This is a genomic window from Glycomyces sp. MUSA5-2 (genome assembly GCF_037034145.1).
GTDB lineage: Bacteria > Actinomycetota > Actinomycetes > Mycobacteriales > Micromonosporaceae > Glycomyces > Glycomyces artemisiae.
In genome coordinates this window covers 159,418-183,393 of the sequence record NZ_JBAGKG010000002.1, presented here as the reverse complement: position 1 = coordinate 183,393, position 23,976 = coordinate 159,418, and the positions used below count along the sequence as shown (strand labels likewise).

The window sequence follows — 23,976 nt, the reverse complement described above, 5'->3', positions numbered from 1 at the left end:
CTGAGCGACCTCATCCCGCAAAATGGGAGGGATTCCCGGGTTCAATCGATCTCCAAACCATCGGTACCGAACTGTCGGACCCCCGCGCCATCGTTGACTCGGGGGCGCTTGCGCTCCGCCACACCCGACCGCGGGGGCGCCGTGCCCCGGCGATGTCGGACCCCCGCGCCATCGTTGACTCGGGGGCGCCTCAGCGGCGACACACCCGGCCCCGGGGGGCGCGGGGCCTAGTACGCGCCCTGCGGGCGCAGGATCGCGGTGACGGTGCGCAGGAGGATCACGAAGTCCAGCGAGAGCGTCCAGTGCTCGACGTACCGCAGGTCGAGGCGCACGGCCTCCTCCCACGGCAGGTCCGAGCGGCCCGAGACCTGCCACAGGCCCGTCATGCCGGGCTTGACGGCGAGGCGGCGGCGCATGTCCGACTCGTAGGCGGCGACCTCCACGGCGAGCGGCGGGCGCGGCCCGACCAGGCTCATGTCGCCGCGCAGCACGTTGACCAGCTGCGGGAACTCGTCGATCGAGAAGCGCCGCAGGTACTTCCCCACGGTCGTGATGCGCGGGTCGTCCTTCATCTTGAACAGCACGCCGTCCGACTCGTTCAGGTGCGCGATCTCCGCGAGCCGCCGCTCCGCGTCCGTGTACATGGTGCGGAACTTCCAGATCGTGAACGGCTGCCCGTCCTTGCCGATGCGCTCCTGCTTGAACAGGGCCGGGCCCGGCGACGTACATCGGATGAGGAACGCGGCGCCGAGCAGCAGCGGCGACAGCATGAGCAGCATGAACGCCGCCCCGAGCCGGTCCACGGCGTCCTTGGCGACCCGGCGCACCCCGGTGAGGCGCGCGTGGTCGAGGTGGAGCATCGGCAGGCCGTCGACGGGGCGCACGGTGGTGCGGTCGCCCGCAACGTCCACGAGCGCCGAAGCGACGATGAGGTCGACCTCGCTGCGCTCCAGCTTCCACGCGAGGCGCCGCAGCGCCTTCCCGTCGATCTCGGGGCAGGACAGGACGATCACGGTGTCGGCGCGCTCGGCCGCGACGGCCTCGGCGATCCGGTCGAAGCTGCCGCGCACCCGGGTGTTGAACTCCAGCAGCGCGCCCCGCGGCCGCTCGGTCGGCAGACAGGCGGCGACGACGTTGAGCCCGTGGTAGTGCTCGCGCCGCAGCTGCACGATGAGCGCCGCGACGGAGGACTCGTGACCGACCAGCACGACCCGCTTCATGCACCTGCCGGAGCGGCGCATCCGGTGCAGCCACTTGCGCCACGCGAACCGCGCGGTGATGGAGAACGCTGCGGCCGTGGGGATCGCGATGAGCACGAACACCCGCGAGGTCGGCACTTCGAGTCCATAGGAGACGATTGCGACGACGGCCGTCAGGCCCACCGCGGCATGCACGACGCGCTGGTACTCCTCGGTGCCCACGAACAGGTACCGCTTCTCGAAGGCCCGCGAGAGCCCGAGCGCGGCCAGCCACACGGCGGGCAGGGCGATGAGCGCGAGCGCGTAGATGCGGGTGTGCCCGTCGAGGTGCCCGAAGCGGGCCGCGAACGCCAGGCCCGCACCGAGGATGCCCGCGGCGACGTCGGAGCCGATGATGCCCGCGAAGTACTTCCGCTGCCACGCGGGAGGGCCGCTGTAGGGCCGGGTCCCCTGAGGACTGATGGAGTAGACGCGCCCCCGCGCCTGCATGCCCTGGGTGCTCTCACGTGCCTCGGTAACCGTCACAACGGATCTAACGACCGAGTGGACGAAGAGTGACGGAATTGTCACGCTAAGGAGTACATGAGACTGGTCCACACGCGAGGAGGGTGAGGGGAATCCACCTGAAAGTGGAAGCGGTGCAAGAGAAACCTAAGAAGGGGCGTTACTGAACCTTCGGTTCACTCCGCTTCGCTGCGTTCACAGCGTTCTGCGCCATCACGAAGCCCTTCTCGATGATCGCCTCGACCGCGTCCGCGGCGAGTTCGATGCCGAGGTCCACTTCGGGCCGTTCGGCTTTGGCGAAGTCCTTGAGGACGAAGTCGGCGGCGTCCTGGCGGCCGGGCGGGCGGCCGACGCCGAACCGGACCCGGGCGTAGTCCTTGGTGCCGAGGGACTTCGAGAGCGAGCGCAGGCCGTTGTGGCCGCCTTCGCCGCCGCCGCGCTTGATGCGGATCTCCCCGAACGGGATGTCGAGCTCGTCGTGGACGGCGATGACCGATTCGGCGGGGATCCCGTAGTACTGCGCGAGCGGGGCGACCGAGTCGCCCGAGAGGTTCATGTACGTCATGGGCTTGACGAGGATGACGCGAGGCCCGCCTACCCCCAGGCGGGCCTCGCAGACTTCGGCGCGGGCCTTGCGGGCCACGGCGAACGTGCCGCCGACGCGTCGGGCGAGGGCGTCGGCGACCATGAAACCGACATTGTGACGGTTCGCGGCGTACTTCGGCCCGGGGTTGCCCAGGCCGGCCACGAGCGTCGGGGTGTCGGTCATGAGTCGAATCTACTCCGCGGGGGCCTCGGCCTCGGCGGCCTCTTCGGCTTCGCCCTCGGCCTCAGTGTCCGCGGCGGCCTCGGCGCGCGGCTCGGCGACGGTGGCGACGGTCTGCTCGCCGTCGTTGAGGATGACGACGCCCTTGGGGGCGGCGATCTCGGCGACGGTGCGCTGCGAGCCGATGGCCAGGCCTTCGAGGTCGACCTCGATGGACTCGGGAATGTGGGTCGCCTCGGCCTCGACGTTCAGGCTGGTGAGCTCGTGGACGACCAGGCCGCCCTTCTCCACCTCGCCGGTGAAGGAGATCGGGACCTCGGTCGTGATCTTCTCGCCGCGGCGGACGATGAGCAGGTCGGCGTGGACGATCTCGTCGCGGAGCGGGTCGCGCTGGAGGTCCTTGGGGATCACCAGTTCGCGGGTGCCGTCGGTGACCTCGACCTGGATGAGCTGGTTCAGCCCGCCCTTGCGGAGGACGGCGGCGAATTCGAGTCCGGGAAGGGAAATGTGGCGCGGCTTCTCGCCGTGGCCGTAGACCACCGCGGGAACCTTTCCAGCCCTGCGCGTACGGCGGGCACCGCCCTTCCCGAAGTCAGTGCGAGGCTCTGCGCTGATACGAACTTCGGACACGGAAATACTCCCCTGTTTTTTAGCAACGATTCATGCGGCGCTCGACGCTCACGTCGGCATTCAGAAGGGCACAGCAGCCCTGAAAAGACCTACGCCTTTGCGTCGATTACGGCGCCCTCTGGAGGACACCCTCGCCGTCGGCAACCCCACCAGAGTACTACGCGCGTCCGGTGGGGCTTGCCACGGGCGTCGATATGTGATTTAGGAGAGGCCGCCGAACAGGGTGGTGACGGAGCCGTCGTTGAAGACCTCCCAGATGGCCTTCGCGACGAGCGGGGCGATCGAGAGGGTGGTGATCTTCTCCAGGTCCTGCGCCTCCTTGGGGAGGGGCAGCGTGTTCGTGACGATGACTTCGGAGACGGGGGCGGCGGCGAGGCGCTCGACGGCGGGGCCGGACATGATCGCGTGCGTCGAGGCGATGACGATGTCCTCGACGCCGGACTTCGCGAGCATCTCGGCGGCGGAGCAGATGGTGCCCGCGGTGTCGATCATGTCGTCGATGAGCAGGCAGGTGCGGCCCTCGACGTCGCCGACGACCTTGTGCGCGACGACCTGGTTGGGCTTGAGCGGGTCGCGGGTCTTGTGCACGAACGCGATCGGGCAGCCGCCGAGGCGGTCGGACCAGCGCTCGGCGAGGCGCACGCGCCCGGTGTCGGGCGAGACGATCGCCATCGGGCGGTCGCCGTACTTCTCCTCGACGTAGCGCGCGAGCGTGCCCATGGCGAACAGGTGGTCGACGGGGCCGTCGAAGAAGCCCTGGATCTGCGCGGTGTGCAGGTCGACGGTGAGGATGCGGTCGGCGCCGGCGGTCTTGAACAGGTCGGCGACCAGGCGCGCGGAGATGGGCTCGCGGCCGCGGTGCTTCTTGTCCTGGCGGGCGTACGGGTAGAACGGCAGGACGATCGTGATGCGCTTGGCGGAGCCGCGCTTGAGCGCGTCGATCATGATGAGGGTCTCCATGACCCACTCGTTGATCGGGGCGGGCATGGACTGGACGACGAAGGCGTCGCAGCCGCGCACGGACTCCTGGTAGCGGACGAACAGCTCGCCGTTGGCGAACGAGTACGCGCTCATCGGGGTCGGCGCGACCCCCAGGTGCTTGCCGATCTCCTCGGCCAGCTCCGGGTACGCGCGCCCGGAGAACAGCATGAGCATCTTGGAGTTGACAGCGGACATGCTCGCCATGACGTGGGCTCCCCCATAGGTCGTCTCACCAGAACCTCGACGGTTCCAGTGTCCCCGACCGGCCCGGTCGGCGGTAGCCGACCGGGGCGTTTAGTGTCGCGTCACGCTTCGGACACTCCCGCCTCACCTTTCGCTCGCCTTGCTGCTTTGTCGGAGACCGTTCCGGGCCGCTTCTTCGCGACCCAGTCCTCCAGCGCGGCCTGGCGGGCGCGGGCGACGGCGAGGTCGCCGGGCTCGACGTCCTTGACGATCGTGGACCCGGCGCCGACGTATGCGCCGTCGCCGACGGAGACGGGGGCGACGAGCGTGGTGTCGCAGCCGATGAAGGCCCCTTCGCCGATCTCCGTGCGGTGCTTCTTGAGCCCATCGTAGTTCGCGGTGATGACGCCGCAGCCGATGTTCGCGTCGGCGCCGACCGTGGCGTCGCCGAGGTAGGCGAGGTGGTTGGCCTTGGCGCCCGCGCCGATCTCGGCGTTCTTGGTCTCGACGAACGCACCGACCTTGGCCCGCTCGGCGAGCTTCGAGGCCGGGCGCAGGTGCGCGAACGGGCCCACGTGCGCGCCCTCGCCGATGTGGGCCTGCACGGCGTGCGAGCGCACGACCTCGGCGCCCGCGCCGACGATCGTGTCGGTGAGCGTGGTGTCGGGGCCGATCTCGGCGCCGGAATCGACGGCGGTGGCGCCCTTGAGCTGCACGCCGGGGCGGATGAGCACGTCGGGAGCGACCTTGACGGTGGCGTCGATCCAGGTGGTGGCCGGGTCGTCCATGGTGACGCCGGACTTCATCAGCTCGGTGTTGATGCGGCCCTGGAGGATCCGGCGCAGGTCGGCGAGCTGCGCGCGGTCGTTGCAGCCGAGGGTCTCGGTGGGGTCGTCGACGACGACGGCGCCGACGGTGTGCCCGGCCTCGCGCGCGAGCTCGATGATGTCGGTGAGGTAGTACTCGCCCTGGTCGTTCGCGGTGGAGAGGCGGTCGAGCTGCTCGCGCAGCACGTCGGCGTCGCACGCGAAGGTCCCGGAGTTGATCTCGCGGATGGCGAGCTCGGCGTGGTCGGCGTCGCGGTGCTCGACGTTGCGGAGCACGTTGCCCTCGTTGTCGCGCACGATGCGGCCCAGGCCGGTGGGGTCGTCGACGACGGCAGTGAGGACCGTGACGGCGTTGCCCTTCTTCTCGTGCACCTCGACGAGCTCGGCGATGGACGAGGAGCGCAGCAGCGGCGCGTCGCCGAAGGCGACCACGACGGTGCCCTTGAGGTCCGGATTGGCGTCCATGGCGATGCGCACGGCGTGGCCGGTGCCCAGCTGCTGGTCCTGGAAGACCGTGTCGGCCTCGGGGGCGACCTCGGCGAGGTGGGCGCGGACCTGGTCGGCGGCGGCGCCGACGACCACGATCTGGCGCTCCGGCCGGATCGCCCGCACGCTGCGGAGGACGTGGCCGACCAGGGTGCGGCCGAGCACCTCGTGGAGGACCTTGGGTTTGGTGGACTTCATGCGGGTCCCCAGGCCGGCGGCCAGGATGATCGCAGAACGCTCACTGCTCATGATGGGCCATGGTAGTCGGTGGCGCCGACGTGAACGGCCCGGGCCGCCGGACCGGCGAGTGGTCGCCCCATTACCGAATCGTTACGTGTGGAACACGTTCTCCACCCCGCCGCCTCTTGTGCGACTTGTGTCGCTCATCATATGTTGCAGTCAACAACAAATCTCGGAGGTACCTCTCATGCACTCCACCCGCATTCCGCTCCGACTCTCCGCCGCGCTGGGCGCGGCGGCCCTGACCCTGACCGCGGCCGCGTGCGGCTCCGGGGACGACGGCGCCGGAGGCGACGGCGACACCCCGCTCATCGGCGTCATCCTCCCCGACTCGGCCTCTTCCGACCGGTGGGAGACCGCCGACCGCAAGTACCTCGAAGAGGCGTTCGAGGCCGCCGGGGTCGACTACGACATCCAGAACGCCCAGGGCAGCCGCGAGGACTTCCAGACCATCGCCGACCAGATGCTCACCAACGGCGTCGACGTCCTCGTCACCGTGAACCTCGACTCAGGCACCGGCAAGACCGTGATCGAGAAGGCCAAGTCCCAGGGCGTGGCCACGATCGACTACGACCGCCTCACCGAGGACGGCGGCGCGGACTACTACGTCAGCTTCGACAACGAGCAGGTCGGCGTCCTCCAGGGCCAGGGCCTCGCCGCGTGCCTCGAAGGCGCTGCGGCCCCCTCCCTCATCGCCGAGCTGAACGGCTCCCCGACGGACAACAACGCGACCCTGTTCAAGAACGGCTACGACTCGGTCCTCGACCCGCTGTACGCCGACGGCACCTTCGAGAAGGGCCCCGACGAGTGGGTCCCCGACTGGGACAACGCCCAGGCCGGCACGCTGTTCGAGCAGATGCTCACCGACACCGGCGCCGAGATCGACGGGGTCCTGGCCGCCAACGACGGCCTCGCCCACGCGGTCATCACCGTCCTCCAGCGCAACAACCTGAACGGGACCGTCCCGGTCACCGGCCAGGACGCCACCGTCCAGGGGCTTCAGAACATCCTCACCGGCGACCAGTGCATGACCGTCTACAAGGCCGTCAAGCAGGAGGCCGACGCGGCCGCGGAGCTCGCGGTGGCCCTCGCGAACGGCGAGACGCCCGAGACCGAGGCGAGCGTGACCGACCCGATCAGCTCCGCGGAGGTCCCGTCGGTGCTCCTGGAGCCGGTCGCCATCACCATCGACAACATCCAGGACGTCGTCGACGACGGCTACGCCGACCCGGCCGAGCTGTGCGCCGGCGACTACGCGGCCCTGTGCACCGAGCACGGGATCGGTTAAAGGAGAAGAATACGGTGCTGCTCGAACTCACCGGCATCTCGAAGCGCTTCGGACCGGTGGAGGTCCTCTCCGACGTCGATCTCGCGATCGGCGCCGGAGAGGTCTGCGCCCTGGTCGGCGACAACGGCGCAGGGAAGTCCACTCTGGTCAAATGCGTGGCCGGGATCCACAGCGTCGACGGCGGTGAGGTCCGCGTCGACGGCGAGGTCCGGACCATCTCCAGCCCGCGCGACGCCGCCGGGCTCGGGATCGAGGTCGTCTACCAGGACCTCGCGCTGTGCGACAACCTCGACGTGGTCGAGAACCTCTTCCTCGGGCGCGAGAAGCGCCGGGGCATCGTCCTCGACGACGACGCCATGGAGCAGCTCGCCGCCGAGACCCTCTCCTCGCTGGCCGTGCGCACCATCCGCAACCTCCGCCAGCCCGTCGCGAGCCTCTCGGGCGGGCAGCGCCAGACCGTCGCCATCGCCAAGGCGGTCCTGTGGAACTCCCGGCTCGTCATCCTCGACGAGCCCACGGCCGCGCTCGGCGTGGCCCAGACCCGCCAGGTGCTCGAACTGATCCGGCGCCTCGCCGACCAGGGCCTGGCCGTCCTCTACATCTCCCACAACCTCAACGACGTGTTCGCCGTGGCCGACCGGATCGCCGCGCTCTACCTGGGGCGCATGGCCGCCGTCCTCGACGCGGCCGACACCACGCAGTCGCAGGTCGTCGAGCTCATCACCAGCGGCCGCTCCGGCCAGCTCGGCCTCACCGACCAGAACGGAGCCCGGCCGTGACCACTCCTGTGCTTCCGAACGACGCGGAGGCCGCCGCGCCTCCCGCCGAGCCCGGCGCGGCCCGTGCCGTCGTCGACCACGCGCGGTCCTACTGGGCGAACGTGCGCTCCGGGGAGGTCGGGGCGCTCCCGGCCGTCGCCGGGATCATCGCCCTGTGCGTGTTCTTCGGGCTCTCCAAGCCCGTGTTCCTGTCCGTGGGGAACCTCGCGAACCTGTTCGGGCAGGGCGCGGCCGTCGCGTGCATCGCGATGGGCCTGGTGTTCGTGCTCATCCTCGGCGAGATCGACCTGTCCGCGGGCTTCGCGTCGGGCGTGTGCGCCGCCGTGATGGCCGTGATCCTCACCGACTGGGGCGTGCACTGGACGATCGCCATCGGGGCGGCCCTCGCCACCGGCGTCGTCATCGGACTCGTCCTCGGCACGCTCGTCGTCAAGCTCGGCATCCCGTCGTTCGTGGTCACGCTCGCGGCGTTCCTCGCGTTCCAGGGGATCGTCCTCATGATCCTCGACGAGGGCAGCAACATCTCCATCAACGACGAGACCGTCAAGACCATCGCGGGCGGGAACCTGGAGCGGTGGCAGGGCTGGGCGCTCCTGGCCGTGACCGTGGCCGCCTACGGCGCCATCCAGATCCAGCGGTGGCGGCGACGCATCGCGCGGTCGCTCGTGCACGAGCCGCTCGCGGTGGTGCTCGCGCGCGTCGGGGCCCTCGCGGCGCTGCTCGCCGCGGGCGTGTTCCTGCTCAACCTGGAGCGCTCGGCGAACCCGCAGATCATCTCCCTCACCGGCGTGCCCGTCGTCGTGGTGATCCTCGGCGGCCTGTTCGCGGTGTGGACGTTCGTCCTGCACCGCACCAGGTTCGGGCGCCACCTGTACGCCGTCGGCGGCAACCCCGAGGCCGCGGTGCGCGCCGGGGTGAACGTCGACCGCGTCCGGATCGCGGCGTTCGTCATCTGCTCGGGCATGGCCGCGGTCGGCGGCGTCGTGGCCGCCTCCCGCGCGGCCTCGGTCGACCCGAACACCGGAGGGTCCAATGTGCTGCTGCTTTCCGTGGGGGCGGCGGTGATCGGCGGTGCTAGCCTCTTCGGAGGCAAGGGCACGGTGCGGGCTGCCCTCCTGGGAGGAGCGGTGGTGGCGATCATCAACAACGGCATGGGGCTCATGGGCCTCAGCGCCGGGGTGCGGTTCGGCGTCACCGGTGCGGTCCTGCTCCTCGCGGCGGGCGTCGACGCCATGTCGCGGGGCCGGGGCAAGCTCTTCGGCAGGAACTGACCGGTGGCCCGGACCGGGACCGAGGAGCTGCGGCGACGCAACCGCGCGGCGCTCGTCGAGCAGCTCCACCGGCACGGTCCTCAGACCCGCGCCGAGCTCACCGAGGCCCTCGGGCTCAACCGGTCGACGATCGGGGCGCTCGCGGCCGACCTCGCCGAGTCGGGGCACCTCCACGAGACGACGGGGCGGTCGACCGGCTCGGCCGGCCGGCCCTCCACGCTCGTCGAGTGCGTCCCCAAGGCCGCCACGGTGACCGCCGTCGAGATCCGCGCCGACCGGGTGCGGTTCGCGCTCGTCGGCCTCGGCGGCGAGGTCCTCGAACGCGCCGAGACCGCCCTCGACGGCGCCGACCCGGTCGAAGCGGTCGAGGTGGTCACCGGCGGGACCGCCCGCGACGCCCTCGAATCGGTGGCCGCCGTCCCGGGCCTCGTCGACGCCGGGGTCGTCGCCCACTCCACCGAGCTCGGCTGGGCCGGGCGCGACCTGGCCGCCGACCTCGAATCGGCGACCGGCCGCACCTGGCAGGTCGTCGACACCGCGACCGCCGCCGCCGTCGGCGAATGGTCCCGCGGCGACGCCCACGAGTCGGTCAAGCTGCTCTATCTGCACGGCGGCCGCGGCCTCACCGCGGGCCTGGTCGCCGACGGCCGCGCCCAGCGCGGCGGCTCGATCCAGCTGGGGCACATCGTGGTCCAGCCCGGCGGCCGCGAATGCGCGTGCGGCCTGCGCGGGTGCCTGGAGGCCGAGATGGAGGTCTTCGGCTACGCGGAGGACATCGAGCACGCCACCCTCGCCGCGGGCATGGGCGACGCGGCGGCCCGCGACGGCCTCCGCCGCTCCGGCGAGGACCTGGGCCGCGCCCTCGGCGCCGTCGTCACCGCCACCGGCCCCGACGAGATCCTCTTCGGCGGCTGGCTCCGCGAGCTCTACCTCTCCGCGGCCGCCCCCGTCCGCTCCGCCCTCGCCGAGACGACCCTCCCCCACCTCCGCTCCCGCCTGCGCCTGCGCACCCCCGTCCTCGGCGACGAAGGCGCCCTCATCGGAGCGGCGGAAACGGGATTCGCAGCCGTCATCGACGGCATGCGCTGAAAGCAATGTGGCTGGCCCGCCAGGACTCGAACCTGAAACGACTGAACCAAAATCAGTAGTGTTGCCGATTACACCACGGGCCAACGGCCGCGCAGAGCGGCCGGGACAAGGATATCGCTACCGGTCGGCCCCGGCATGCCCGGGCCGGAGACGCAGCGGGCCGCGCCTCGCGGCGCGGCCCTGGGAGCTAGTTGTTCGACCAGACGTGCCTGGGCACCTGGGCGTAGATGTCGAGGAGGAAGTCGGCGTAGAAGAAGACCTCTTCGAGCTTGAGCGCCCCGGAGCGGAACGTCATGAGCCAGGGGCCCTCGAACCGCCACTGGTAGGAGCGGGCGCGCTGGTCGGCGAGCATCCACTCCATGGTGCGGGCGTGGATCACGTCGTAGGCGAAGCGGCGGTTCGGGGACTTGATGCGGAAGAAGTCGTTGAACGCCTGGTTCTCGAAGTCGATGTCCTTCGCGAACCGCTTCGTCAGGAAGTTCTCCTGGCTGATGTCGAGCAGCGGCCGGGTCGTGGGGAGCCCGATGCCGACGACCTGGTGGTTGAAGGTCTTGCGCTCCTTGCCGCTGCCGGTCGAGTACTGGTACTGGAAGAACACGATGTGGGAGCCCTTGTACATCCCGCGGAAGACGTCGATGCCCTTGCGGGAGTGGCCGTTGTTGAACGGGTCCTCGCTGGAGAGGCCGACCACGGAGTTGTCGGAGGGCTCGTAGGTGAAGCCGTACTGGGCCGCCCAGGCCCGGTACATCGCGATCTTCTTCTGGCGGGCCCGCCAGCCGAAGTAGGCGATGGCGGCGACGACCACGCCGCAGACGACGTAGACCACCCAGTTGCTGCTATCCACGGGGCGCATTCCTTCTTACGGTGTGCCGGGCTCGCAAGGGGCGCCCGGCGGGGGGCAGGGGGATCGGGGGGCGGGCTACCGGCCGTAGGGCGGCTGGCCGTACCCGGGCTGCTGCGGCTGCTGGGGCTGCTGCGGGTAGCCGGGCTGCTGACCGTACCCGGGCTGCGGCTGGCCGTATCCGGGCGGGGGCTGCTGGCCGTAGCCCGGCGCCTGCTGCGGCTGCCCGTACCCGGGCTGCTGCACCGGCTGCTGCGGGTAGCCCGGCTGCTGGCCGTACCCGGGCTGCTGGGGCTGGCCGTAGCCGGGGAGCTGGCCGGGCGCGGGCTGCGGCGGCATCTGCTGCTGCTGAGGCTGCTGCATGAAGCCGGGCTGGCCCATCTCGCGGAGCTTCGGGGCGGTGCGGGCCTCGGGGGTGTCGAGCTCGAAGTACTCCTCGGGCGCGAACCCGCCCATCTTCGCGGAGATCGAGCCGGGGAAGACCTGGAGCGCGGTGTTGTACTCGCGCACGTTCGCGTTGTAGAACCGGCGCGGGGCGGCGATGCGGTTCTCGGTCTCGGCCATCTCCGTCTGGAGCTGGAGGAAGTTCTGGTTGGTCTGGAGCGCCGGGTACGCCTCCTGCATGTGGATGACGCCGCGGATCGCGTTCCCGAGCTGGCCCTCGACCTGGCCCTGCACGCCGTGGCCGGCGTTCGGGTCCTGCCTGGCCTGCATCGCCGCCGAACGGGCCTCGGCGACCTGGCGGAGCGTGGCGTTCTCGGCGCCCGCGGCCTGCTGCACGATGTACATCAGGTTGTCCAGCAGGTCGTACCGGCGCTGGAGCTCCACGTCGATCTGCGCCCAGGACTCCTGGGTGATGTTGCGCAGCCGGACCAGCTTGTTGCGCCCGCCGATGACGGCGAACAGCACGATCAGGCCGATCAGCAGAACGAGGATCAGGATCCAGACGATTGGGTTGTCCATAAACCGTGAGCCTAGTCCATCTATGCCAAGCGGGAGGGCACCCCCAAGCGGCCCTCCCGCGTACAGAGACGGTGGTCAATGGTCAGGAATGGGCGTGCTCCACGACCGCGGCGAGCTCGGCGGCGACCGACTGCGCGACCGGCTCCTCCGAGGCCTCGACCATGACGCGCACGAGCGGCTCGGTCCCGGAGGGCCGCAGCAGGACCCGGCCGTCGGCGCCGAGCTTCGCCTGCCACAGCGCGACGGCGTTCTTCACGTCCTCGTGGTCGATCACGGACTTGTCGGCGACCCGCACGTTCAGCAGCACCTGCGGCGCGGGCGTGAACACCGACGCGAGGTCCTTCAGGCTCCGCCCCGTGGCGGCCATGCGCGCGAGCAGCATGATCGCGGTGAGCGAGCCGTCCCCGGTGGTGGCGTGGTCGGACATGATGATGTGCCCGGACTGCTCCCCGCCGAGCGAGAACCCGCCTTCGGCGAGCCGCTCCAGCACGTACCGGTCCCCCACCTTCGTGGTCTCCAGCTCGATCCCGGCCGCGCCCATGGCCTGGTGCAGCCCGAGGTTGCTCATGACGGTGGTGACGAGGACGCCGCCGCGGAGGTTCCCCGCGTCGCGCATCGCCAGCGCGAGGATCGCCATGATGGCGTCCCCGTCGACGACGCTGCCTTCGGCGTCGACGGCGAGGCAGCGGTCGGCGTCGCCGTCGAGCGCGATCCCGGCGTCGGCGCCGTGCGCGACGACGGCGGCGCGCAGGCCGTCCATGTGCGTGGACCCGCAGTCCTCGTTGATGTTGAGGCCGTCGGGGTCGTCGTTGATGGTGATCACTTCGGCGCCGGCGCGGCGGAGGGCCTCGGGGGCGGCGCCGGTCGCGGCGCCGTTGGCGGGGTCGACGACGACCTTGATGCCGGTGAGCGGGTTCGGGCAGACGGCCACGAGGTGCTCGATGTAGGACTCGACGGGGTCGACGGAGCGGGCGATGCGGCCGACGCCCTCGCCCTGCGGGAGGGGGGCGGGGTCGTCCATGGCGGCTTCGATGGCGTCCTCGACGTCGTCGGGGAGCTTGCGCCCGCCCGCGGCGAAGAACTTGATGCCGTTGTCGGGCATGGGGTTGTGGGAGGCGGAGACCATGACGCCGAAGTCGGCGCCGGTGAGGGCGGTGAGGTGCGCGACGGCCGGCGTGGGGAGGATGCCCAGGTCGATGACCTTGGCTCCGGCGGCGGCGAGTCCGGCGGCGCTGGCGGCGGCGAGCATCTCGCCGGAGGCGCGGGGGTCGCGGCCGATGACGGCGACGGTGCGCCTGCCGGTGGCGCCGAGGACGCGGGCGGCGGCGATGCTGAGGCGGAGTGCCAGGTCGGGCGTGAGGTCGGCGTTCGCCCGCCCCCGTACGCCGTCGGTGCCGAACAGTCGTGACACGGTGTGGCTTCCCATCTTGGTGCCGGGCGCGGCGTCCGCGGGCCTCTCGCGTGCCCTGCGGACCGGGACCGGACCGGTCGGTCGGTGGCAGTGCCGGTTCGGCCTGCCTGGTGGCATGGAAAAAGGGGCCGCCGAGGATGTCCTCCTCGGCAGCCCCGTCGCTTGTGCAGACTAGCGCGTCCCCCTCGGGAGGGGGAAGGCGTGCTAGCGCTTCGAGTACTGCGGCGCCTTGCGGGCCTTCTTGAGGCCGTACTTCTTCGATTCCTTCTCGCGGGCGTCGCGGGTCAGGAAGCCGGCGGCCTTGAGGGCCGGGCGGGTGTTCGGGTCGATCTCCACGAGGGCGCGGGCGATGCCGAGGCGCAGGGCGCCGGCCTGGCCGGTGGCGCCGCCGCCGTGGATGTTGACCAGGACGTCGAAGTTGTCGCCGGCCTCGACGGTCACGAAGGGCTCCGCGACGGTCTGCTGGTGGACCTTGGACGGGAAGTAGTCTTCGAGGCTCTTGCCGTTGACGACGTACTTGCCGGTGCCCGGGACCAGGCGGACGCGGGCGATGGCGCGCTTGCGGCGGCCCACGGTCTGGATGGGGCGGTCGACGGGGACCACGGGGATGCTGGGCACGGACGGCGCGGCGGCGACGTCGGCGGGCACCTCGACGGGGACGTCCACGGGGGCCTCGACGGCCTCCGGGGTCTCGACGGGGGCTTCAGCGGCGGCGGGGGCCTCGACGGCCTCGGTCTCGACGGCCTCGGTGGCCTGGATCTCGTCACTCATGTGTCTGCTCCTGCCCGCGCCTACTGCGCGACCTTCTTGATCTCGTACGGCTGCGGCTGCTGGGCGGCGTGCGGGTGGCCGGGGCCCGCATAGACCTTCAGCTTCTTGAACACGCTGCGGCCGAGCTTGGTCTTCGGCAGCATGCCGATGACGGCCTTCTCGACCACCTTGTGCGGGGCCTTGTCCATCAGCTCGGCGTAGGACTTCTCCTTGAGACCGCCCGGGAAGCCGGAGTGGCGGTAGGCCTTCTTGGTCTGGAGCTTGTTGCGGGTCAGCACGACCTTGTCGGCGTTGACCACGATGACGTAGTCGCCGGTGTCGGCGTTCGGCGTGAACGTCGGCTTGTGCTTGCCCCGGAGCAGATCGGCTGCGTGCGTCGCGAGACGACCCAACACCACGTCGGTCGCGTCGATCACGAGCCACTGCGGGTCGAGGTCACCCGCTTTGGGAGTGTACGTCGGCACAGTGTTACCTAGCTTTCGTTGTCGGTGTGGAACGAATCCCGCAGATGAGGGCGGGACCGCCTGAATCCCCGCGGCCGCGTGCGGCGCGCGCCGGCCGCATCGCGGCCGTCCGGGATTCGTTGGACAGCGCCCAGCGTGTGGGCACTCGAACAACAGCTGCCAAGTCTACGCGGTGGTGGCGGCCGCCCTGAAGGCGGCCGCCGTGACCTCGGATACAGCTATGCGTGAGCTACTTGTCGACCACGGGGAGGTAGACGCGCCCGCCCGCGGCGGCGAACTCCTCGCTCTTGTCGGCCATGCCCTTCGCCGCGTACTCCTTCAGCTCCTGGCTGATCTTCATGGAGCAGAACTTGGGGCCGCACATGGAGCAGAAGTGCGCGGTCTTGGCGGGCTCGGCGGGGAGGGTCTCGTCGTGGTACTCGCGGGCCCGATCGGGGTCGAGCGCGAGGTTGAACTGGTCCTGCCAGCGGAACTCGAAGCGGGCCTTGGAGAGGGCGTCGTCCCAGGCCTGGGCCTGCGGGTGGCCTTTGGCGAGGTCGGCGGCGTGGGCGGCGATCTTGTAGGCGATCACGCCCTCCTTGACGTCGTCGCGGTTCGGGAGCCCGAGGTGCTCCTTCGGGGTGACATAGCAGAGCATCGCGGTGCCGAACCAGCCGATCATGGCGGCGCCGATCGCGGAGGTGATGTGGTCGTAGGCGGGCGCGATGTCGGTGGTGAGCGGCCCGAGCGTGTAGAAGGGGGCCTCGCCGCAGATCTCCTGCTGGAGGTCGACGTTCTCCTTGATCTTGTGCATGGGGACGTGCCCGGGGCCCTCGACCATGACCTGGACGTCGTACTCCCACGCGATGTGGGTGAGCTCGCCGAGGGTGCGCAGCTCGGCGAACTGGGCCTCGTCGTTGGCGTCGGCGATGGACCCGGGGCGCAGGCCGTCGCCGAGGGAGAACGCGATGTCGTACTCGGCGAAGATCTCGCACAGCTCGCGGAAGTGCGTGTACAGGAAGTTCTCCTCGTGGTGCGCGAGGCACCAGGCGGCCATGATCGACCCGCCGCGGGAGACGATCCCGGTGACCCGCTCGGCGGCGAGGGGCACGTACCGCAGGAGGACCCCGGCGTGGACGGTCATGTAGTCGACGCCCTGCTCGGCCTGCTCGATGATGGTGTCGCGGTAGACCTCCCAGGTGAGCTTGACGGGGTCGCCGTTGACCTTTTCGAGGGCCTGGTAGAGCGGCACGGTGCCGATCGGGACGGGCGAGTTGCGCATGATGTGCTCGCGGGTCTCGTGGATGTGCTTGCCGGTGGAGAGGTCCATCACGGTGTCGGCGCCCCATTTGACGGCCCAGGTGAGCTTCTCGACCTCGGCGGCGATGGAGTCGGAGACGGCGGAGGTGCCGATGTTCGCGTTGATCTTGGTGAGGAAATGCTTGCCGATGACCATCGGCTCGGTCTCGGCGTGGTTGACGTTCGCGGGCAGGATCGCCCGCCCGGCCGCGATCTCGGCGCGCACGAACTCGGCGTCGAGGCCCTCCCGGATCGCGACGAACTCCATCTCGGGCGTGACGACGCCCTGCTTCGCGTAGTGCAGCTGGGTCCGGCACGGCAGCGGGGCGCCGTCGTGCTCGATCGTGTCCCGGTCCCCCTCCCGCTCGGCGATCCAGTGCGCCCGCAGCCGCGGCAGCCCGACCTCCGGGTCCGACCCGGGCCCGGACGTGTCGTACAACCGCACCGCGGGCTCCCCGCCGCTCAACGCGACCTCGGTGAACGGAACCCGCACACCCGCCGCTCCCTCGACGTACACCTTGCTTCTGCCGTTCATGCTCTCTCCTCAGTGATCTCGATCAATCGATCGCGCAGGGGCGGCGCGAACTGTCGTACCCGCGGCGCAGGGTTGGACCCGGGGGCCCGCGATTCGGAATCCGGGCGGTGTTTGCGTTGCCAGCGATTCATCGGGCGGCTCATATCGCGGCGCTCTTGCGGCCGTGATGGTGGTGGACCGGGCCGGGGCCGGTGCCCAGGTGCCAGTCGGCGGCGGCCTTGAGGGCCTCGGTGACGTAGACCTTCGCGCCCGCGACCGCCTGCGGGAGCGGGTGGCCGAGGGCGAGGCGGGCGGCGATCGCGGAGGCGAGGGTGCAGCCGGTGCCGTGGTCGTTGCGGGTGGCGACGCGCGGGGCGGCGAGGTCGAGCATCTGGCCGTCGCTCCACAGCACGTCGACCGCGGCCTCGCGCCCGTCGAGGTGCCCGCCTTTGACGAGCACGGCCCGCGGCCCGTAGGTCGCCAGCGCGCGGGCGGCCTCGCGCATGTCGTCGACCGACGCGATGGCGCGCCCGAGGAGCAGCTGCGCCTCGACGAGGTTGGGGGTCAGGACGGTCGCGAACGGCCCGAGGCCGCCGAGGTACACGGCCGGGTCCCCGGCGTACAGGGAGTCGCCGGTGGTGGTGACCATGACCGGGTCGACCACGAGGTTCGGCAGCCGGTCGGCCGCGCCGTACTCGGCCACCAGCTCCAGCAGCTCGGCGCCGCCGAGCATCCCGGTCTTCGCCGCGGCCACGGGGAAGTCGCCGAGGACCGCGTCGAGCTGCGCCCGCACGAGCCCGGCCGAGACCGCTTCGGCGGCGCTGACGCCGCGGGTGTTCTGGGCGGTGACCGCGGTGAGGACGCTCGTGCCGTGCACGCCGTGCGCGGCGAACGTGTGCAGGTCCGCCTGGATTCCGGCGCCGCCACCGGAGTCGGACCCGGCGATGGTGAGGGCGACGGGCGGCTGGGGGTGGACGCGGTTCACAGGTCGGCCATCCCTTCGAACGCGGTGGACGCTTTCGCCAAGTGCCGCTTGGGGATGCGCCCGGCGAGCCGGGCGGCGCGGCCGGCGTTGACGGCGTCGCGCATCGCGGCGGCCATGAGCGCCGGGTCGGCCGCACGGGTGACCGCGGTGGCGAGGAGGACCGCCGAGCAGCCGAGTTCCATGGCCTGGGCGGCGTCGGAGGCGGTGCCGATCCCGGCGTCGCAGATGACCGGGACCGCGGCGCTGTCGCAGATGAGCGCCAGGTTGTGCGGGTTGCGGACGCCGAGGCCGGTGCCGATCGGCGCGGCGAGCGGCATGACGGCGGCGCACCCGGCGTCTTCGAGGCGGCGGGCCAGGACCGGGTCGTCGCTGGTGTACGGCAGGACCGTGAACCCTTCGCGCACCAGGGTCTCGGCGGCGTCGAGGAGTTCGACGGGGTCGGGCAGGAGCGTGTCCTCGTCGCCGATCACTTCGAGCTTGACCCACGCGGTGCCGAACGCCTCGCGGGCGAGCCGCGCGGTGCGCACGGCCTGTTCGGCGGTGAAGCAGCCCGCGGTGTTGGGGAGGACGCCGACGCCGCACTGCTCGATGACGTCGAGCACGGACCCGGTCGCGCCGGGGTCGACGCGCCTGAGCGCCACGGTGACCAGCTCGGTCCCGGAGGCGGTGATGGCCTCGGCGAGCTGCCGGTGGCTGGCGGCGCCGCCGGTGCCGAGGATGAGGCGGGACCCGAAGGTCCGCCCGGCGATGGTGAACGCGGTGTCGCGTTCGCTGAGCACGGTGTCCACGGTCAGCCTCCCTGCGTGGCGGTCAGGACTTCGACGGCGTCCCCGTCGGCGAGGGCCCGGTCCCACTCCGACCGCGGCACCACCTCCCCGTTGACGGCCGCGGCGATCCCCCGCCGCGCCTCGGTCACGGCCGCCACCGCATCGGCGACGGTCGCGATCCCTTCTCGCGCTTCCCCGTTCACAACAACGCTCACATTTCCTCCCGATCGCTCGAACTGTCGGACCCGCGGGGCACTGTTGATTCGGGGGCGCTCGAATCCGTCGCGCGCCGGGGCTCGGCGCTGCCCGCAAACCGGCCGAGCCCGGAACTGTCGGACCCCCGGGGCACCCTTGTGTCCGGGGCGGCTGATTTCGGCTCGGGCCGGGGCTCGGGGCTGCCTTCGAATCCGGTCGCCGCAGGTGCGGGTCCGTCCCCGGAGCCGGGCGCTGCCGGACCTGGCGCTGCCGGGCCGAACCTCGCCGGATCGAATGGTGCGACCGCCGCCGGGGCTTCGCCCCGGAGGATCGCGGCGGTCGCGTCGGCGGTGGCCGGGATGAGGGCGATGCCGTTGCGGTAGTGGCCTGTCGCGGCGGTGAGGCGCGGGCCGAGGCGGCCGATGATCGGGAGGTTGTCGGGGGTGCCGGGCCGGAAGCCGACGGTCACTTCGCCGAGGTGGTACTCGGCGATCTCGGGCACGAGCGCGATCGACCACCGCAGCAGGTCGTGGACCGCCCCGGCGGTGCCGGTGGTGCGGTCGAAGCCGCGCTCGTCGCTCGTCGCGCCCACCACGACCTCGCCGTTCTCGCGGGTCACGATGTACACCGACTGGCCTTTCACGTAGCCGCGCACCGTGGTCCGCGGCACCGCCTGCCCGGCGGCGGCCCGCAGCCGCAGCACGACCCCGCGCACCGGCCGCACCGGCAGCCCGAACCGCGCCGAGCCGCAGCCCGCCGCGATGACGACCTGGTCGGCGTCGAGCGCCCCTAGGTCCGCGACCTCGCCCTCCGCAACCTCGCCCGCCTCAAACCTGACGCCCGCGCGCTCGGCCGCGACGAGCAGCGCCGCGTGCACGGCCCGCGGGTCGACGGCCCGGTCCTCGGTCGCGAGCACCCCGGCCCGGACCCGGTGGCTGAGCAGCGGCTCGGCTCTGCGGATCGCCCGTCCCCCAAGGACTTCGACACCGCGCCCGGTCTCGCGGTACAACTCGGTCTGGCGCTCGACCTCGGCGCGGTCGCCGTCCTCGACGCCGACCACCACGGTGGGGATGTCGCAGAATCCGACCGGCAGGCCGGAGGCCGCTTCGAGTTCGCGGGCGAACGCAGGCCAGGCGTCGGCGGAGGCGGCCATGAACGGCGTCAGCGCCGCTTCGCCGTAATGGGATTCGGTGACGGGCGCGATCATCCCGGCGGCCACGCGCGAAGCGCCCGACCCGGGCTCGGGGTCGTGCACGACGACCTCCGCACCGGCCTGCGCCGCCCGCCACGCGACGGCGAGCCCGATCGAGCCGCCACCGACGACGGCGACCCGCATCAGCCCGCGCCCGTCCCTCGTAGGGAGTCGCTTGGTCGCGAGGCGATCGATGCCGACGCCTCCTCATGGCGCGCAGCGCCTTCGGCCGCGGACGGTCCGACCGCTCCTCGACGCGGAGCGTCGCCCCCGGTTTGCGTCGTGATCCGACGGTGCGCGGCATCATCGGTCGAGGCCGGTCCCGCCGCCCGCGCCGCGTCAGGCGTCTCGCCCACGGCCGCAAGGAGTTCCGCCGTAGCCGCGGCGGGATCGGCCGCGGCGGCGACCGCGCCGACCACCGCGACGCCGTGCGCCCCGGCCTCGCGGCACAGGGCCGCGCGCTCCGCGGTGATGCCGCCGATCGCAATCACCGGCAGGTCCACCGCGGCGCAGACCGCCGCGAGGCCGGTGAGGCCGATCGGTTGCGGCAGACCAGCTTTCGTAGTCGTGCCCCAGACGGGCCCGACCCCGAGGTAGTCGGCCCCGGCGCGCCGCGCGGCGCGCGCCGACTCGGGGTCGCGGCAGGTGCCGCCGATGATCGCCGCGGGCAGGAGCCGCCGGGCGGCGTCGAGCGGGAGGTCCTCGGCGCCGAGGTGGACGCCGTCGGCGCCGACGGCCTGCGCGATGTGGACGCGGTCGTTGACCAGGCACACCGCCCCGTGCGCGTCGCACAGGGCCGCGACGGCGGCGGCGAGGTCGAAGGCGGCCCGGTCGGTGTAGTGGTCCTCGGGCCGGACCTGGATCAGCCGCGCCCCGGCCGCCAGCGCGGCGGCGGCGACGCGGAGCGGGTCGCGCCGGCGCGCAGCCGCTCCCGAGGAGGCGGCCTCGGCGGCCGTCGGCGCGACGGCGGCGCGGGTGTCGGTGATGACGTGAAGTCGGGGAAGACGAATCGCTCGCATGGCTCCTTCTCCCTGCGCCAGCATGACCTGGATCAGGTTCGACGGTCGGGACTACCGAGTCCCCTCTCAGCCCGATGCATCGGACTCCCGCGGGTTTCGTTGTTCGGCGGTCACGCTACGCCATCGCGAGCGGTTTTCGCAACCGGTGTGTCAGCAAGCGGACACGGCGCATCGCGGATCCGCGGGGCTGTCGCCATTGCCCTCCGCGGCCCGTTTGAGGCCGGTTTTGCATCCGTGACCTGGGACTTGACCTCCAGTCCCATCGGGTCTTACGATGACCCGCACCCAAACTACAACGTTGTAAAGAACGGGAGCTCCTCATGCGACAAGCCCAATCCCTCGACCTCCGGCGAGGAGGCGCCCTCCTCCTCGCGGCGGTCCTCCTCCTCGCCGCCGCCATGGCAGCGGTCATCGGGTGGCCCGCTCCCGCGGCGGCCGTCACCACCGGGAACGGCGCGCTGGTGTACTCGCCCGCGGCCGGCAGCTCGTTCAACCCCGAGGGCGGCACCCCCGCGGGCACCACCTACGCCAAGATCATCGTGCTCAAGAACAGCGGCAGTTCCAATGGCACGCAACTGGTCACGTACGACCAGCTGGTCCTCCAGAACGGCGACCAGGTCTACCCGATCTACCGCAGCACCAACGACGGCGCCAGCTGGACCCACGTCACCGACGTCAACCCGAGCGACCAGTTCCCGGCGCTCACCCGCACCGCGCAGCCGTTCCTGTTCGAGGTCACCGAGACCACCGGGAACCTGACGGCGGGCACGATCCTCCTGGCGGGCATGATCATGCCCGAGGACCGCTCCTCCAGCCGCCTGGTCGTCTACAAGAGCACCAACCAGGGCACGAGCTGGAGCTACCTGTCCACCATCGACACCGGCGGCCCCGCGGTCTACGACCCGTCCCCGTCGTCCACGACCACCACGGTGTGGGAGCCCTCGCTCGCGATCGACGGCAGCGGCGGCCTGGTCGCGTACTTCTCCGACGAGCGCCAGAAGGCGAACGGCGTCCTCCAGGCGGTCTCCTACCGCCGCTCCACCGACGGCGGCCAGACCTGGGGCTCCCTCGTCAACGTCTCGGCCCCGACCAACCAGAGCGACCGCCCCGGCATGATCACCGTCACCGAGCTGCCCGACGGCCGCTACATGGCGACCTTCGAGGTCGTCAACCGCCCCAGCCAGTCCAACAACACCGCGCCGGTCTACTACAAGATCTCCGCAGACGGCCTGAACTGGGGCACCACCACCAGCATCGGCTCACCGATCCAGCTCGCGAACGGCCGCGGCATCGGCTCCTCCCCGTACGTCAAGTGGGTGCCGAGCGGCGGTCCGAAGGGGATGGTCGTGGTGGCCTCGAAGTGGTCGCTCGACGCGAGCGGCAACATCGACGGCGGCCAGAACTTCTACGTCAACTACAACCTCGGCGAGGGCCCGTGGGAGCGCCTGCCGATGGCGGTCACTTACGACGCCACCGACACCCAGGGCGGGAACTTCTCCGGCTTCGCCCAGGGCATCGACTACAGCGCCGACGGCCGCACCCTCTACCAGGCCGTGAACGTCGAGAACACGACCACGGACCTGAACGACATCCGCGTCGGCTCGATCCCGCTCGACGCCCAGCAGTACGAGGCCGAGAACGCGACGCTCAACAGCGTCTCCACGGTCACCCACGTGCAGGCGTCGAACGGCTCGAAGATCGGCAACATCAACGACACCGGCGACTACGTCGAGTTCACCGTGAACGTCCCCGCCGCGGGCACTTACACGATGAACGTGCGCTACGACAACGGCTACGGCTCGGCCGCCACCCACTCGGTCAGCGTCAACGGCGGCACCGCCTCGTCGATCAGCTATCCGGTGACCGTGGACTGGGGCCGGTTCGGCTGGGCCCAGAAGTCGGTGACGCTCAACGCCGGGAACAACACGATCCGGTTCACCAAGGCCACCAACTTCGCCGAGCTCGACGTGATCCACCTGTACCGCAGCACCGCGCTCGACCCGGTCTTCCAGGTCCAGAACCGCAACAGCGGCAAGTACCTCGAAGTGATCAGCGCCCTGACCACCGACGGCGCGGCCGTCGGCCAGTGGGGCGACACCAACCACGCGACCCAGCGGTGGACCGTCTCCGGCGGCTCCACGGTCCAGTTCACCAACCGCAACAGCGGCAAGCTCCTGGAGATCCCCTCGGCGCAGACCGCCGACGGCGTCGACGCCGTCCAGTGGGGCCCGACCGGCAGCTCGACCCAGTCGTGGACGGCCGCGACCAGCGGCGGCTACTGGAAGTTCGCGAACGCCAACAGCGGCAAGCTCCTCGAAATCGACGGCTGCTCGACGGCGGACGGCGCTGTGGCGCAGCAGTACACCGCCAACGGCGCCGCCTGCCAGCAGTGGCGGCTGATCAAGGAGGGCATCCAGTAACGCAGTGACGGCGGGGCGCCTCCGGCGCCTCGCCGTTTCCTTTGCTTTCAAAGCAAAGGCGTTTGTCAAATGGGGGCGTCTTTGCTTGCAAAGCAAAGGTGTTCTCGTGGCGGAGGTGTCTTTGCTTTGCAAGCAAAGGCACCTCTGCCGTTACGACCCGGACCGGTCGACCCTCAGCACCCGGTAGCCCTTCGCGCTCGCGTGCTTGTCGACGGTCCAGCCGCGCTCGGCCAGCCAGCGCGCGAGCGAGTCCGCACCGAGGTGCTTGGAGACGACGAGCCAGGCGACGCCGCCGTCCTTGAGGCGCGGGAGCCAGGTGTCGAGGAGGTCGTGGAGGGCCTCCTTGCCGACCTTGATGGGCGGGTTGGACCAGATCTCGTCGAAGCGCAGGTCCTCCGGGACCTCCTCGGGGACCGCGACGTGCACCGTGCCCGGGGCCCGCTCGGTGTTGCGGCGGGTGAGGTCGAGGGCGCGGCGGTTGACGTCGACGGCCCAGACTTCGGCGTCGTCGCGCTGGGCGAGGACCTTGGTGATGGGCCCGTAGCCGCAGCCGAGGTCGAGGAAGACGCCGGCGGTGTCGGGCAGGACGACCTTGTGCAGGAGCACGCTCGTGCCGGGGTCGAGGCGGCTGCCGGAGAAGACGCCGGTGGAGGTGGTCAGCTCGTATTCGACGCCGTCGAGGTCGAACGCGATGGTGCGCTCGCGGTCGTCGACGGCGGGCTGCTCGCTGAAGTAGTGCTCGGGCTGGTCGGCTGGGCCATTGGACATGCCGACCATTGTCGCTCGCCGGGCCGGGGCGAGGGGCCGGGACCTGCGGGCGGGGGACCGCGGGTCACAGGTGTCGCCCGCTGAGGTGAACGGGGCTCGCGCCGTCCATCTCCAGGGGGAACGATTCACCGTTTCGCCCCGGTGC

Annotated in this window: 21 protein-coding genes, 1 tRNA gene, 1 pseudogene and 1 riboswitch; of the genes and pseudogenes, 5 read left to right on the top strand and 18 right to left on the bottom strand. The window is 71.1% G+C overall.

The window, feature by feature from the left end; all coding sequences use genetic code 11:
* Positions 1-227: 227 nt before the first annotated feature.
* From WA640_RS06545 to glmU, 5 genes are all read right to left on the bottom strand, one after another.
* Positions 228-1,724 (bottom strand): sugar transferase, encoded by a 1,497-nt coding sequence (locus tag WA640_RS06545; RefSeq protein ID WP_335986754.1) that lies wholly within the window; start codon positions 1,722-1,724, stop codon positions 228-230.
* Between the two features lie 139 nt (positions 1,725-1,863).
* A complete protein-coding gene (gene pth / locus WA640_RS06540) occupies positions 1,864-2,472 on the bottom strand; it encodes an aminoacyl-tRNA hydrolase (RefSeq protein WP_335986753.1) in 609 nt (202 codons plus the stop codon).
* 9 nt (positions 2,473-2,481) lie between these two features.
* Complete coding sequence (locus WA640_RS06535) at positions 2,482-3,099, bottom strand: 50S ribosomal protein L25/general stress protein Ctc (protein WP_335986752.1); 618 nt, start codon at positions 3,097-3,099, stop codon at positions 2,482-2,484.
* 201 nt (positions 3,100-3,300) lie between these two features.
* Complete coding sequence (locus tag WA640_RS06530; protein WP_106364967.1) at positions 3,301-4,284, bottom strand: ribose-phosphate diphosphokinase; 984 nt, start codon at positions 4,282-4,284, stop codon at positions 3,301-3,303.
* Between the two features lie 101 nt (positions 4,285-4,385).
* Complete coding sequence (gene glmU / locus WA640_RS06525; protein ID WP_106364968.1) at positions 4,386-5,825, bottom strand: bifunctional UDP-N-acetylglucosamine diphosphorylase/glucosamine-1-phosphate N-acetyltransferase GlmU; 1,440 nt, start codon at positions 5,823-5,825, stop codon at positions 4,386-4,388.
* A gap of 178 nt (positions 5,826-6,003) precedes the next feature.
* Between glmU and WA640_RS06520 the strand changes: the two genes are divergently transcribed.
* The 4 genes from WA640_RS06520 to WA640_RS06505 are packed head-to-tail and all read left to right on the top strand — an operon-like array spanning position 6,004 to position 10,243.
* Positions 6,004-7,104, top strand: a complete 1,101-nt coding sequence (locus WA640_RS06520; RefSeq protein WP_106364969.1) for a sugar ABC transporter substrate-binding protein — start codon at positions 6,004-6,006, stop codon at positions 7,102-7,104.
* Between the two features lie 14 nt (positions 7,105-7,118).
* Positions 7,119-7,883, top strand: coding sequence for an ATP-binding cassette domain-containing protein (locus WA640_RS06515; protein ID WP_245889011.1), 765 nt, complete (start codon positions 7,119-7,121; stop codon positions 7,881-7,883).
* Entirely contained in the window at positions 7,880-9,154 is a 1,275-nt protein-coding gene (locus WA640_RS06510; protein WP_335986750.1) for a sugar ABC transporter permease, read from the top strand. Before WA640_RS06515 ends, WA640_RS06510 begins: the two co-directional genes overlap by 4 nt.
* A gap of 3 nt (positions 9,155-9,157) precedes the next feature.
* Positions 9,158-10,243: an ROK family protein gene (locus WA640_RS06505; RefSeq protein ID WP_106364972.1), complete on the top strand. Its 1,086-nt coding sequence runs from the start codon at positions 9,158-9,160 to the stop codon at positions 10,241-10,243.
* Between the two features lie 8 nt (positions 10,244-10,251).
* Here the strand turns inward: WA640_RS06505 and WA640_RS06500 are convergent.
* The 12 genes and pseudogenes from WA640_RS06500 to thiE form a co-directional block, all read right to left on the bottom strand.
* Positions 10,252-10,326: transfer RNA gene (locus tag WA640_RS06500), tRNA-Gln, on the bottom strand.
* Between the two features lie 104 nt (positions 10,327-10,430).
* On the bottom strand, positions 10,431-11,087 hold the full coding sequence (locus tag WA640_RS06495; RefSeq protein ID WP_146148133.1) for a hypothetical protein: 657 nt from the start codon (positions 11,085-11,087) through the stop codon (positions 10,431-10,433).
* A 75-nt stretch (positions 11,088-11,162) separates the two neighbouring features.
* A complete protein-coding gene (locus tag WA640_RS06490; RefSeq protein ID WP_335986747.1) occupies positions 11,163-12,047 on the bottom strand; it encodes a LemA family protein in 885 nt (294 codons plus the stop codon).
* Between the two features lie 82 nt (positions 12,048-12,129).
* Positions 12,130-13,458 (bottom strand): phosphoglucosamine mutase, encoded by a 1,329-nt coding sequence (gene glmM, locus WA640_RS06485; protein ID WP_335986746.1) that lies wholly within the window; start codon positions 13,456-13,458, stop codon positions 12,130-12,132.
* A 204-nt stretch (positions 13,459-13,662) separates the two neighbouring features.
* Positions 13,663-14,229, bottom strand: a complete 567-nt coding sequence (gene rpsI, locus WA640_RS06480) for a 30S ribosomal protein S9 (protein ID WP_106364977.1) — start codon at positions 14,227-14,229, stop codon at positions 13,663-13,665.
* A 20-nt stretch (positions 14,230-14,249) separates the two neighbouring features.
* Positions 14,250-14,693: a 50S ribosomal protein L13 gene (rplM, locus tag WA640_RS06475; RefSeq protein WP_106364978.1), complete on the bottom strand. Its 444-nt coding sequence runs from the start codon at positions 14,691-14,693 to the stop codon at positions 14,250-14,252.
* 229 nt (positions 14,694-14,922) lie between these two features.
* Entirely contained in the window at positions 14,923-16,506 is a 1,584-nt protein-coding gene (gene thiC / locus WA640_RS06470) for a phosphomethylpyrimidine synthase ThiC (protein ID WP_335986744.1), read from the bottom strand.
* 139 nt (positions 16,507-16,645) lie between these two features.
* Positions 16,646-17,470 carry a bifunctional hydroxymethylpyrimidine kinase/phosphomethylpyrimidine kinase gene (gene thiD / locus WA640_RS06465; protein WP_335986743.1) on the bottom strand — a complete coding sequence of 275 codons (825 nt, stop codon included), beginning with the start codon at positions 17,468-17,470 and terminating at the stop codon, positions 16,646-16,648.
* The gene (locus WA640_RS06460) at positions 17,467-18,258 is read right to left on the bottom strand and encodes a thiazole synthase (protein ID WP_335986742.1); all 792 of its coding nucleotides are present in this window, start codon (positions 18,256-18,258) and stop codon (positions 17,467-17,469) included. The genes thiD and WA640_RS06460 overlap by 4 nt, the downstream gene beginning before the upstream one ends.
* Positions 18,259-18,260: 2 nt before the next feature.
* Positions 18,261-18,452 carry a sulfur carrier protein ThiS gene (gene thiS / locus WA640_RS06455; RefSeq protein ID WP_106364981.1) on the bottom strand — a complete coding sequence of 64 codons (192 nt, stop codon included), beginning with the start codon at positions 18,450-18,452 and terminating at the stop codon, positions 18,261-18,263.
* Positions 18,449-19,768 carry a glycine oxidase ThiO gene (gene thiO / locus WA640_RS06450; RefSeq protein WP_335986741.1) on the bottom strand — a complete coding sequence of 440 codons (1,320 nt, stop codon included), beginning with the start codon at positions 19,766-19,768 and terminating at the stop codon, positions 18,449-18,451. Before thiO ends, thiS begins: the two co-directional genes overlap by 4 nt.
* Before the next feature lie 209 nt (positions 19,769-19,977).
* Positions 19,978-20,643, bottom strand: a pseudogene (thiE, locus tag WA640_RS06445) (thiamine phosphate synthase); the annotation flags it as partial.
* Positions 20,636-20,742: riboswitch (TPP riboswitch) on the bottom strand. It overlaps the preceding pseudogene by 8 nt.
* 221 nt (positions 20,743-20,963) lie before the next feature.
* Between thiE and WA640_RS06440 the strand changes: the two are divergent.
* The gene (locus WA640_RS06440; RefSeq protein WP_335986739.1) at positions 20,964-23,063 is read left to right on the top strand and encodes an RICIN domain-containing protein; all 2,100 of its coding nucleotides are present in this window, start codon (positions 20,964-20,966) and stop codon (positions 23,061-23,063) included.
* A gap of 150 nt (positions 23,064-23,213) precedes the next feature.
* Here WA640_RS06440 and WA640_RS06435 read toward each other — a convergent pair whose 3' ends face one another.
* Positions 23,214-23,831 (bottom strand): class I SAM-dependent methyltransferase, encoded by a 618-nt coding sequence (locus tag WA640_RS06435; protein ID WP_335986738.1) that lies wholly within the window; start codon positions 23,829-23,831, stop codon positions 23,214-23,216.
* Between the last annotated feature and the right edge of the window lie 145 nt (positions 23,832-23,976).